Below are 12,386 nucleotides of genomic sequence, written 5' to 3' on the forward strand. Positions count from 1 at the left end.
TGGCCGGGCGCCGGCGGAACCGTGGGGGGCGGCAGGGCGCCTGATCGACTGTCCATGGGCTCCGGCACCAGTCCCTCTCGCTCGTGTGCTCATCCACTGGTTCCGAGTGTTGGCATGTGCCATGGCCTCATGACCCACTGACCAGAACTCGCCACATATGCGGCGTACCCAGATCAAGTTGATTCATTTCCATTCGATCTGTGATCGATCTGTTGCCCGTTCCCGGCGGGCTCCGCGGGGGTGGCATGATCATCAAACAAAGGACCGGAGGGAGCGAGGGAACGCGATGGGCCAGCGTGCGATGCGGGTGTTCGTGGGCAATCAGCAGGTTCACTGCCCGTTCTGCCGGTACCACCTGTTCAACCGGCATGACATCAAGCTCGACGGCGGCGGCATGTCCTTTCTCGGCCTCGACTGGGACAGCAGGTCGGCGACCGGGCTGATCTGCGGCCAGTGCGGATACGTGCAGATGTTCTGCGAACCCCGGTTGCGGGTCGAGGCCGCCTGAGGCAGCCGAAAGCAGTCACCCGACCAGGCGGGCGCACCGTTGTGAACGCGCGGCGGATTGACGCTTTCGGGCGAGCGCCGGTTCGCGCGGGTCCGCGGGGCGCGGCGATGCGCACCAGGGGCGGCCACCCGCGGGGAGGGCGACGACCACCGGCTTTGCGCCTCGGCCGGCCCGGCGCATGACTACTATCACCATGTATATGAATTAGCCCTAACCAGAAGGAAAAGGGCAGATCCCTTTTGCTGTCGACATATCGGTGAGTGTCCGAGGCGCTTCAGGGGCAAGGTCATCCCGACTGAATCCCCTGGACGTTGGAGCGCAGCTGTCATGGCACTTCCGCAAGGTCCCCTGGAGCATCGCTACCAGGGGGAACATCCGGTGCGGACCCTCGCCTATCTCTTCCGGGAGGACCGCCTCCGGCTCCTGGTCGCCGTACTGGCGTTCATCGTCAAGCACAGCCCGGCCTGGCTGCTTCCCCTGGTCACCGCCAACATCATCGACATCGTCGTCGACCACCGGCCGGTCGAGGAGCTGGGCGCCAACACCGCGCTGCTGGTGGTGGTCCTGCTGCTCAACTACCCCACCCACATCCTCTACGTCCGGTGCATGCACGGCAGCGTGCGCCGCACGGGAACGAGCCTGCGTTCCGCGCTCTGCCGCCGCATGCAGGAACTCTCCATCGGCTACCACTCGCGGGTCAGCGCCAGCGCGCTCCAGACAAAGGTGATCCGCGATGTGGAGAACATCGAGACCTCGGTGCAGCAGAGCGCGGACACCGGGCTCGCCGCGGTCATCACGCTCACCGGCGGCCTCGCGGTCATCGCCCTGCGGGTGCCGGCCGCGCTCCCGGCGTTCATCCTGATCGTTCCGGCCGCGGCCCTGCTCGTCCAGCGTCTGCGCGGCCGACTCCGCGGCCAGAACGAGCAGTTCCGCCGGCAGGTGGAGCACCTGTCCACCCGGGTCGGCGAGATGACCAGCCTCATCCCCGTCACCCGCGCCCACGGCCTGGAACGCGCCGCGCTGCTCCGGGTGGACGGCTCGCTGCGGAAGGTGCTGAGCGCGGGCATACGGCTCGATCTGCTCAACGGGCACTTCGGCGCACTGGCCTGGATTCTGCTGAACGTCATCGGCATCGGCTTCCTGACCGGCTCCGCGCTCGTCTCCTACTACCAGTGGCTGCCGGTCACGGCGGGCGACGTGGTGATGCTCAGCACGTTCTTCACCACCCTCACCGGCTCCATGACGATGCTGATGGGCCTGGCGCCGATCATCACCAAGGGCCTGGAGTCGGTCCGTTCGGCGGGCGAGGTGCTCCAGGCACCCGACTTGGAGGTCAACGCCGGCAAGACCGAGGTGAGCGCGGTGAAGGGCCGCCTGGTCTTCGAGAACGTGAGCTTCCGCTACGACGGCGAAGGCGCGGCCGCCATCACCGACTTCGCCCTCTCGGTGCCGCCGGGCGAGACGGTCGCCCTCGTCGGCGCCTCGGGCGCGGGCAAATCCACCATCCTCAACCTGCTGATCGGCTTCATCAGGCCGGAGTCGGGCCATATCCTCCTGGACGGCACCGACATGTCGACACTCGACCTGCGCAGCTACCGCCGCTTCCTCTCCGTGGTCCCCCAGGAGTCCGTCCTGTTCGAGGGCACCATCAGGGAGAACGTCGGCTACGGCATGCGGGAGATCGACAACCAGGCGGTCCGCAACGCCCTGCGCGACGCCAACGCGCTGGAGTTCGTCGACCGGCTGCCCGACGGGCTCGACACCGTGGTCGGCGAGCGCGGCGCCCGGCTGTCCGGCGGTCAGCGTCAGCGCATCGCGATCGCCAGGGCCCTGATCCGCGATCCGCGCATCCTGGTGCTCGACGAGGCCACGTCCGCCCTCGACACCCGTTCCGAGGCACTGGTCCAGCAGGCGATGGACCGGCTGATGCGCGGGCGCACCGTGTTCGTGGTCGCCCACCGCCTGTCCACGGTGCGGGGCGCCGACCGGATCGTGGTCATGGAGCACGGCCGCATCAGCGAGATCGGCAGCCACGCCGAACTCCTCAGGCGCGGCGGGGCCTACGCCAGGCTCCAGGCCACCCAGATGAGCTGACGACCGCCGCGCGGGGCGCCCGCACCAGCCCGGCAACGGACCGGTGGGCGCCCCGGCGGGCCGTCACAGCGGCTCCGACTCGCTCAGCTCGCCGTCGAGACGCAGCCACCGGGTGATCCCCAGGCCGCGCAGGAACGGCAGGTCGTGGCTGGCGACCAGCAGCGCGCCGCGGTAGGACGCGAGCGCCGAGGTGAGCTGCCGCACGCTGCTCAGGTCCAGGTTGTTCGTCGGCTCGTCGAGCAGCAGCAGCTGCGGGGCGGGCTCGGCCAGCATCAGCGCCGCCAGCGAGGCCCGGAACCGCTCCCCGCCGGACAGCGTCCCCACCCGCTGGTCGGGCCGCTCCTTGCGGAAGAGAAACCGCGCCAGCTGGGCGCGCACCCGCTGCTGGTCCGTCCCAGGCGCCAGTGCGCGGACGTTGTCCAGGATGCTCAGCGACTCGTCGAGGATGTCGAGGCGCTGCGGCAGGTACCGCAGCGGAACGTGCACCGTGACCTCGCCCGCCTCGGGAGGCAGCTCGCCGGCGACCGTGTTCAGCAGCGTGGTCTTGCCCGCACCGTTGCGCCCCACCAGCGCCACCCGTTCAGGCCCCTGGAGCTCGGTGGTGGCCCTGGCGCCGTATCTGACCGCCACACCGTCGAGGCTGAGCACCCGGCGGCGGGGCGGCACGGCCGTGAACGGCAGGTCGACGCGGATCTCGTCGTCGTCCCTCACGGCGCTCTCCGCCTCGGTCAGGCGCTCGCGCGCCTGCTCCAGCCGCTCCTCGTGCATGATGCGGTGCTTGCCCGCCGACTCCTGCGCGGTCCGCTTGCGCATCCGCATGACGGCGCGCGGCTCTTTCTTGTTCTCGAACGCCTTCTTCGCCATCCGGGTGCGGCCCGCCAGCTTGTCGTGCGCCTCGATCAGCTCGCGCTTCTGCCGCCGCACGTCGGCCTCGGCGACGCGGACCATCCGTTCGGCGGCCTCCTGTTCGACGGTCAGCGCTTCCTCGTACTCCGCCAGCGTTCCGCCGAACCACCGCACCTCGCCGGCGCGCAGATCGGCGATGTGGTCGACGCGCTCCAGCAGCTCGCGGTCGTGGCTGACGACGACGAGCACGCCGCGCCAGGCGGAGACCGCGGCGTACAGCCGCTGTCTGGCGTCCAGGTCGAGGTTGTTGGTGGGCTCGTCGAGCAGCAGCACGTCGGGGCCGCGCAGCAGCAGGGCCGCCAGCCGCAGCAGCACCGTCTCGCCGCCCGAGACCTGGCCGACGGTGCGGTCGAGACCGATGTGCGAGAGACCGAGCTGGTCGAGCGTGGCCCTGGTCCGCTCCTCGATGTCCCAGTCCTCGCCGACCGCGGCGAAGTGCGCCTCGTCCGGGTCGCCGGCCTCGATGGCGTGCAGCGCCGCGCGGGCGCGGGCGATGCCCAGCACCTCGTCCACGCGCCGGGTGGTGTCCAGCGTGAGGTTCTGCGGGAGGTGGCCGATCTCGCCGGTGACCCGGACTGTTCCCGCGGCCGGGGCGAATTCGCCGGCGATCAGCTTCAGCAGGGTCGACTTGCCCGTGCCGTTCAGCCCGATCAGCCCCGTGCGACCGGGGCCGATGGCCAGGTCGAGACCGTCGAAGACGGGGGTGCCGTCGGGCCAGGAGTAGGACAGTCCAGAAATGGTGATGTGCGTGGTGGCTGCGACCATCAGGGCCTCCGGGGTGTGCTCGGGTGGGTTGTCCAGCGACACGTGGAGACACCGGGCCCGGGCCGGGCAATGGCTGACCGGAGGAGAAGAGGGCGGGAAACGGCCGTTCACTTCCGAGGTCGGTCGCGAGGCGCGGCACGTGCACGGGCACGTCCGGCGGGCTCACGGTGTCTTCGACCTCAGAGCGACAAGGGCCTCTCCCATCAACGGCAACAGGGCCAGGACCGAGCGTAGGCGCCGCCCCCGGCTCCGGGCAAACGACTTTCCGCGCCGGGCCGCCGATCCCGGGCGCAAGAAGTGGCCGCCCGGTCGCCCGGCTCGCGGCCCGCCTCCGCACCAAGCGGGCAATGCACCCGAGACGGACGAGTTACCCAAGCGAGGCGCAGAACACACGCGACCTGAAGTGACATGCGTCACACATGAATATGCGTAGGCATACTTGTTCGCATCCGCGTCGCCCCGTCAGACTTTTACCGGTCCGCCAAAGACGCCTGGCGAGTAATCACCGATCTTGATGCGGATGACTTGATTCCGCTCCCTTCGGCATGCTCTCGGCACGCGCCGCCCTGCGGTCCAGGATCGAATATCGATCATGGAGGGGGGGTGAAAAAAATGACGAACCAGGACTTCCTTGCCTCTCGCGAGGCCGGCGAGACGGCCACCAAGTGGTGACCCATCACTGGCCGACTCGTTCAACGTGACGCTGGCCGCGCCCCCGAGGTGCGGCCAGCGTGCACGGCCATCCCAAGGGAGAAGCGGAGAATGCTGGAAGAACTCGTGAACGAGTCAGCACTGGCCGGCCTCGACGAGACCGCCTATCACGTGCGCCTCAAAGAAATTGAAGAAGCCATTGAAGCCGCGGAGAGCTCTGATACGCTCGCGCGTACTCTCTCCTCGATAGCCCTTTCACACCGGGACTGGCACGTCCGGAGAATCGCCGTCACGACCCTGTCCAAGCGGTTCGTCGATTCCCCCGCCGCCCGCGAAGCGGTCTGCTCCGCCACCCACGACGACGTCGACTGGGTCGCATTCAGCGCCATCAAGGCGGTCCACGAAACCAAAATTCCCGAGGCAGTGGAGCACCTCATCCGGATCTCCGGCTGGCCGAGCAACTTCAGCCGTCCCGGATACGCCCGCAAGCCCGTCGGCTGCGGCGCGGCCTTCACCAAGCAGGCGTTATGGGCGTTCTTCGGCACCAAGGACCCCGAGCGGCTGAGAGTGCTGGAGGACGAGCACTTCGCCGCCATGCGGGCCTCGGTCGCCGCCGGGCACCGGGAGCCGGAACTGTCCGATGCCGTGCCGGTGCCCGGCGGTCCATGCATCCTCGGGTCGGGCCGCCGGGACGTCGGCCCGTTCCAGATGGACGACGGCGACAACCCGCTGCGCGCCGTCGACCTGCCGCCGTTCCACATCGACCGCACCGCGGTGACGAACCGACGCTACGCCCGGTTCCTGGAGGACGTGGGCGGCTCCAAGGAGTTCGCGCACCCCGACGAACCCGCCGGCAAGGACTACACCCCGGCGCATTGGCGCGAGCCGCGCTTCAACGACCCCGACCAACCGGTGGTGGGCGTCGACTGGTACGACGCGTACGCCTTCGCCCGCTGGGCCGGCGGTCGGCTGCCCAGTGAGGACGAGTGGGAGAAGGCCGCGCGCGGCAGGGACGGCCGGGTCTACCCCTGGGGCGACGCCTGGGACCCCGAGCGGGCGAACGGAGTCCACCGCGCCTACGGCGTGGAGAGCCCGGCCGACCTGGAGGAGTTGGAGGCGCTGCTCGTCAGGACCACGCTGGAGTGGCCGCCCGAGCCGGTGCTTCCCGCGGATTCACTGCCGGCGGGGGCCAGCCCGTACGGCGCGCTGCACATGGCCGGGAACGTCTGGGAGCTGACGCGCACCAACTTCTTCACCCGGGCGGACATGTCCCCCTTCTTCAAGGGTCGGCGCAGCAGCGAGTTCATGAACCGGCCCGAGGCCTTCCACGTGCTCAAGGGCGGTACGTGGACCTCCCCGCCGGTGTGCATGACGACGTTCTACCGAGGCAGAGACCTGCTCACGGACCGGCACAACGAAGTCGGTTTCAGGTGTGTCTACGAGGTAAAGGAGCAGTCCGGATGAGCGCCAGCGACGCGGACGGGCTCGCGGCGCGCAGGGCACGGCAGACGAGTCTGCTGCGCGCGCTGCGGCTGCTGGCCCGGCTGGGCATGACCGAGGGCATCGCGGGACACATCACGGTGCGCGATCCCCTCCTCCCGGACCACTACTGGGTCAACCCCTTCGTCGTGGACTTCACCGCGGTGACCGCGAGCGACCTGCAACTGCTCGGCCCCACCGGGGAGATCGTCATGGGCCGGGGCAGGCTCAACCCGTCGGTGCACCCGCTCCACGGGGAGCTGCACCGGGCCCGGCCCGACCTCGCGGCGTTCGTGCATTCCCACTCGATGCACGGCAAGACGTGGTCATCGCTCGGCAGGCTTCTCGATCCCATCACGCAGGACGCGTGCGCGATCTATCGCAGGCATGGTCTGTACCGGAACTTCCGGGGCTTGATCTCGGAAGTCGAGGAAGGCAAGGAGATCGCTGCCGCCTACGGGGACAACACCGGGCTCATCCTCGTCAACCACGGCTTTCTGGCCGGGGGCCGGAGCGTGGCGGAGGCGGTCTGGTGGTTCGTCGTCATGGAGCGGGCTGCGCAGTCGCAGCTGATGGCCGAAGCCGTCGGCAAGCCGATTCTCATCGATGAGGAAGTCGCCCGCGCCACCGGCGACATCCTGGCGTCGGTCGAGTATGCCGAGATCCAGTTCGAGAATCTTTACCAGTCGCTTTTCGCTTCGCCCGTTCCCGTGTCGGGCGGAGAGGAACGACAGCCGGCGGAGGAAGAGGCAGGCGCGTGAAACTCGGGCTGAACTTCCTCCCCACGGTCGGTCCGGGCGAGGCCAATGCCGCCGACTACTACCGGGAATGCCTGGAGCTGTGCGTTCTCGCGGACCGGCTCGGCTTCAGCCATGTCAAGGCGGTTGAGCACTACTTCTGCGAGTGGGGCGGATACAGCCCTGACCCCTGCGCTTTTCTCTCAGCCGTTGCGATTGCAACGCATCGGGTGCGGCTTGTCACCGGAGCGGTGATCCCCGCCTTCACACACCCCATCCGGCAGGCAGCCTCCCTGGCCGTGGTCGACAACCTCTCGGGCGGCCGTCTGGACGCAGGTTTCGCCCGCGCCTTCCTCCCCGCGGAGTTCGAAGCGTTCGGCGTCCCTCTCGCGGAAAGCCGCGCCAGGTTCGAAGAAGGCGTGCGAGCGGTCGAGCGGCTGTGGCGGGAGGAGCGCTTCCGCTGGGAGGGGACGTTCCACCGCTTCGGCCCGCTGCCACCGCTGCTGCCCCGACCGGCACAGCGCCCGTGCCCGCCCGTCTTCGTCGCCGCGACCGTGTCCCCCGAGTCCTTCGAGTGGGCGGGACGCCATGGGTACCACCTCATGATCATTCCCCTGGTGGCGAGTCACGAGCGGCTGAGCGCCCTGCTGGACCTCTACCACCGGGCACGAGCGGACGCCGGCCACCCGCCGACGGCGCGGATGCACGTGAGCTACCACCTCTATGTGGCGGAGGACCCCGCCGAGGCCATGGAACTGGCCGCGGCCCACTACGCCGCCTACCAGAAGAAGCAGATCGAAGCGTACTCCAGTTGGGAGGGCGTCCAGTCAGACCAGTACCCCGGGTACGAAAAGATGCTGGATGCGGTCCGCGCCACCTCCTTCGCCGATCTGCACGCGGCCGGCAAGGTGATCGCGGGCGACGTGGACGCGGTCACCGACCAGCTGCGCGAAGTCGGCCGGCTCTATCCGGGCGCCGAGGTCAGCCTGCACGTACGGTACGGGGACACACCGCACGCCGAGGCGGTGCGGTCGGTGACACTGCTGGGCGAACGTGTCCTCCCCCGGCTGTCCCGGGCCGCCACGGCGGGCGGGCCGGCGTGAACGAGGACAGCAGCGAGACGACCGACGCGCGCTTCTCCGCCGTCGCCCGGGCCCACCCGCAACTGCCGGCGCTGCACGAGGGCGGCACCACCCTCACCTACGGCGAACTCGACGCGGCGTCGGACGAGGTGGCCCGGCAGGTCCGGGCGCACGCCGCGCCGGGCACCCCGGTGGGCGTGCGGATGCCGCGGTGCGCCGGCCACGTCGCGGCGATCCTCGGTATCTGGAAGGCCGGCAGCGCCTGCGTGCCCGTCGCCCCGGGACTGACGGGTGCCCAGGCGGATGGCGTCCTCCAGGCTGGCGGGGCCACCGCCCTCGTCGGAGCCGGTGGAGCCGTCCTGCCTCTCCCCGCACGGCCGGCCGAGGCCGGCGGCGGGCCCCGCCTCGCGGACAACGACGGCAGCCGCGACCCCACCGCCTACGTGTTCTTCACCTCCGGCTCCACCGGGGCGCCGAAGGGCGTGGCGATCCCTCACCGGGGCGTCCTCAACGAGGCGGACTGGACCCACCGGGCGTTTTCGCTGATCCCCGGCGACCGCGGGACGTGGCTGTCCTCCCCCGGCTTCGCCATCTCCCGCTGGGAGCTGTGGCCATCCCTGACCAGGGGGGCGAGCGTCGTCATCGCCGACGAGGGCGTGGAGTGGAACGCGCCGACGGCACAGCGGTGGCTCCTGGACCACCGCGCCGCCACGACCATCCTCGTCACCGGGCTGGGAGAACGCATGCTCGGCCTGGCCTGGCCCGAACGCTGTGCCCTGCGCCTGATGGTGCTCGGCGGGGAGCAGTTGCGCCGGTGGCCCGGCACCGTCCCGTTCACCGTCGTCAACTCCTACGGCATCACCGAAGTGTCCGGGGCCCGGCTCACCGCCGTCCTGGACGCCGAAGGCGAGGGCCTGCCGCCCATCGGCCGCCCCATCGCCAACACCTGGGCGCACGTGCTCGACCCGCAGGGCGTGCCGGTGCCCCCCGGGGACACCGGCGAGCTGTACCTCGGCGGGACGGGACTGGCGCACGGCTACGTCGGCAACCCCCGGCTCACCGCGGAACGTTTCCTGCCCGACCCGTTCCGCGGCGGCGACGCGCGGATGTACCGCACCGGTGACCTGGTCAGGGAAGCTTCGAACGGGGAACTGTGCTACGTGGCGCGCGCCGGTGCCGATCCGAAGGTCGGCGGCGCCCGGGTGGACCTTGCCGAGGTGGAGGCGGCGCTCCTGCGGCACCCTGACGTCGACTGGGCGGCGGCCGCCGTGGACGAAAGCGCAGGCACGAAGGAACTGATCGCCTACGTCGGATGTGCCGCCGGGCCGGAGCCCTCCCCCCACGCGCTGCGCGCGTTGCTCGCCGGCCGATTGCCCCGCCACGCCGTGCCCACCCGGTACTTCCGGCTGGCCGCCCCGCCCCGGCTGATCAGTGGGAAACTCGACCGGTCCGCTCTGCCGGGCCCCGAGGGGGCCAAGGAACTGACAGACCCGTTCGCGGCCCCCGTGAGTGCGACAGAACGGGCTGTTCTGCGGTTGTTCCTGACCGCGCTGCCCGATACCCGCATCGGTGTCCTGGACGACTTCTTCGCCCTGGGCGGGGACTCCTACGGGCTTTCGCGGCTGCGTGCCGCCCTGGAGCGGGAGTTCGGACGTGAGATCGCGCTCGCCGACCTCTACACGGCCCGGAGCGTCAGGGACGTCGCGCGTCTGGTGGGCACCACGGCCCCCGCCGCGCAGGACGGGCCGGACGAGGCCCCCGCGGCGGGCCGGCCGGAAAGTCTGCCGCTGTCCGGTATCCAGCGCGGCATCTGGCTGGAGCAGCAGGACGACCCCGCCTCGCCCGCCTATCTGGAGACGGTGGCTCTCCACCTCGGCGGTGAACCGGACCTCGGTGCACTGCAGTCGGCGGTGGCCGAAGTGGTGGCGGGACAGGACCTGCTCAGGGCGGGCGTCGAAACCAGCGGCCCGGAACCGGCACTCGCGGTGCGGCCCACGGCATGCGCCGTCCTGCCCGTTCTCGATGCCTCCAGGACGGCGGACGGCGGTCCGGCGGAGCCCGGGACCGCCGAACTCGCCCGGCCGTTCGACCTGGCCCGCGGTCCTCTCTTCCGCCTCCTGCTGCGGCGGTTCTCGCGCACCGAGCACGTCCTGACCTTCCTGGTGCACCACCTGGTGTGGGACGGGGCATCCGCCGACGTGCTGCTCGACGAGCTCACCGCCGCCTACGAACGGGCCCTGGGGCGGCCCGTCGTACCCGGGAGCCCCGGGAGTTACCACGCGTACGTCACCCGGGAGCGGCGGGCGCTGGCCGGAAGCGCGCTCCCCGCCGCGGTGGCGCACTGGCGCGACGTGCTGGCCGACGTCCCCCCGTCGAACCCGGCCTTCGCCGGCCCCGGGCCGGCCGGCGCGGCACAGGGCACGCTCGGCGTCCTGTCCTGGACACCGGAACCCGGCCTCGTCGCCCGCGTGCGCCGGGCCGCGGCCGGCGCCGGAACCACCGTGTCGGTCCTGGGGGCCGTCGCCTTCGCTGCGGCGCTGCGCCGGCACGGCGCCGGGCGAGCACCGGTCGTCCTCACCCCTGTCTCCCTACGCCGGCCAGCCGAGGAACGCACCATCGGCCCGTACCTGAACATGATCCCCCTGGTCGTGCCCCTGCCGGACGACGTGCCCGGGGAGACGGTGCTGAGGGACACCGCGGCCCGCCTGGCAGCCGGACTCGCCCACGCGGCCGTGCCGTTCACCGAGGTGGTCCGCGCCCTGCAGCCACCGCGGCGGAACGGAGAGGCGCCCTGGGGCCAGTTCCTTTTCGAGGCGAACCGCCTCCCGAAACGCCGTGTCACCTCCGACGCGGTCACCTGGCGGGCGGAGTGGCTGCCGGGCCGCGCGCCGAAGTTCCGCCTGGCGATGATGTGGAACGAGGACGAGGACGGCTGGCACTGCCGGCTGGAGTACGACGCCCGGCGCCTCGACGCCGCGACGGCCGACCGTTTCCTCGTGGACGTCGAACGCCACACCCGGCTCCTCGCCGACACGCCACGGGCACCCCTGCCCCCCGTCCCGCCGCAGCCCGCGACGGCCGCCGCCACAGGGCCCCCGGCCGCCGCCGGGGCCGCGCCCGCGGCCCGGGCGCCCGCGGAACGGCGAGGCGACGAAGGAGAGGTCCGCGCCTATCTGGCCCGGGCGTGGACGTCGGTGCTGCAGACGGACGACGTGGAGGACGAGGACAACTTCATCGTCATGGGCGGCGCCTCCCTGGAGGCCGCCAGGCTTCTCGCCGGGGTCAGAAGCCGGTTCGGCGTGCGGATACCCACGCGCGAACTGTTCGACAGCGAGAACTTCGCCGACTTCGTGGACCGGGTGGCCCGCGCGATTTCTCGGCGCGACGGCGCCGGTGACGAGCAGGAGGTGCGCAGCAATGCTTGACTACGAAGTCTCGACCTACGGCGACAAATCCGCCGCCGACTACGACATGCTGATGGGCGGCGGGGAGCCCCCGGAGCCCGCCGTGGCCTTCCTCACCTCGCTCGTTCCCACCGGGAACGCCCTCGAACTGGGCGTGGGGACCGGCCGGGTGGCCATTCCGCTGGCCGGCGACGGTCTCTCGGTGACGGGAGTCGACTCCTCGGCTGCAATGCTGGCCGAGCTGCGGAGGAAACCCGGCGGCGCATCCGTCGAACCACTGCTCGGCGACTTCGGCGACCTGGACGCCGCCGTGGGCGACCGGATGTTCGGCCTCGTCTACAGCATGTGCAGCACCTTCTACTTCCTGCGCACGCAGGAGGAACAGGTGCGGTGCTTCCGCGGGGTGGCCGCCCGGCTGGAGCCCGGCGGGGTCTTCGTGCTGGAACTGGGCGCACCGCCCTACCGGCGCATGCACGAGCGGCAGTACGTCGACGCCTTCCGGGTGCGCGCCGACGAAGCCGCGTTCTTCCTCTCCCTCCACGACCCCCTGGCCCAGCGGGTCGACCGGCAGCAGATCGTGATGGCCGAGGAGCGGACCAGGCTGGTCCCGGTCTCCTACCGCTACGTGTGGCCCTCGGAGCTGGACCTGATGGCGGAGCTCGCCGGGCTGTCCGCCGTTTCGCGTGGCTCCGGCTGGTCGGGCGGGGAGTTCGCGGGCACCGGGCGGCACGTCTCCGTCTACCGCAAGGAGGCGGTGTAG

The 12,386-nt window shown here is 70.8% G+C and carries 8 protein-coding genes; 7 read left to right on the forward strand and 1 reads right to left on the reverse strand.

Features of this window, described 5'->3' with window-relative positions:
- The first annotated feature begins 286 nt into the window (after positions 1-286).
- Complete coding sequence (locus tag RM779_RS18160; protein ID WP_079251695.1) at positions 287-508, forward strand: zinc ribbon domain-containing protein; 222 nt, start codon at positions 287-289, stop codon at positions 506-508.
- Between the two features lie 327 nt (positions 509-835).
- Positions 836-2,602, forward strand: a complete 1,767-nt coding sequence (locus RM779_RS18165) for an ABC transporter ATP-binding protein (RefSeq protein WP_311618762.1) — start codon at positions 836-838, stop codon at positions 2,600-2,602.
- 63 nt (positions 2,603-2,665) lie between these two features.
- Here RM779_RS18165 and RM779_RS18170 read toward each other — a convergent pair whose 3' ends face one another.
- A complete protein-coding gene (locus RM779_RS18170; protein ID WP_311618826.1) occupies positions 2,666-4,273 on the reverse strand; it encodes an ABC-F family ATP-binding cassette domain-containing protein in 1,608 nt (535 codons plus the stop codon).
- A 762-nt stretch (positions 4,274-5,035) separates the two neighbouring features.
- Here RM779_RS18170 and RM779_RS18175 point away from each other — a divergent pair.
- From RM779_RS18175 to RM779_RS18195, 5 genes are read left to right on the forward strand one after another with little or no spacing between them, the layout of a single operon-like run.
- On the forward strand, positions 5,036-6,388 hold the full coding sequence (locus RM779_RS18175; protein WP_311618763.1) for an SUMF1/EgtB/PvdO family nonheme iron enzyme: 1,353 nt from the start codon (positions 5,036-5,038) through the stop codon (positions 6,386-6,388).
- On the forward strand, positions 6,385-7,164 hold the full coding sequence (locus tag RM779_RS18180) for a class II aldolase/adducin family protein (RefSeq protein ID WP_311618764.1): 780 nt from the start codon (positions 6,385-6,387) through the stop codon (positions 7,162-7,164). The genes RM779_RS18175 and RM779_RS18180 overlap by 4 nt, the downstream gene beginning before the upstream one ends.
- The gene (locus RM779_RS18185) at positions 7,161-8,243 is read left to right on the forward strand and encodes an LLM class flavin-dependent oxidoreductase (protein ID WP_311618765.1); all 1,083 of its coding nucleotides are present in this window, start codon (positions 7,161-7,163) and stop codon (positions 8,241-8,243) included. Before RM779_RS18180 ends, RM779_RS18185 begins: the two co-directional genes overlap by 4 nt.
- Positions 8,240-11,647 carry an AMP-binding protein gene (locus RM779_RS18190; RefSeq protein WP_311618766.1) on the forward strand — a complete coding sequence of 1,136 codons (3,408 nt, stop codon included), beginning with the start codon at positions 8,240-8,242 and terminating at the stop codon, positions 11,645-11,647. The genes RM779_RS18185 and RM779_RS18190 overlap by 4 nt, the downstream gene beginning before the upstream one ends.
- Positions 11,640-12,386, forward strand: coding sequence for a class I SAM-dependent DNA methyltransferase (locus RM779_RS18195; RefSeq protein ID WP_311618767.1), 747 nt, complete (start codon positions 11,640-11,642; stop codon positions 12,384-12,386). Before RM779_RS18190 ends, RM779_RS18195 begins: the two co-directional genes overlap by 8 nt.

Origin of the sequence: Streptomyces johnsoniae (assembly GCF_031845565.1) — a bacterium.
GTDB classification, from domain to species: Bacteria; Actinomycetota; Actinomycetes; order Streptomycetales; family Streptomycetaceae; genus Streptomyces; species Streptomyces johnsoniae.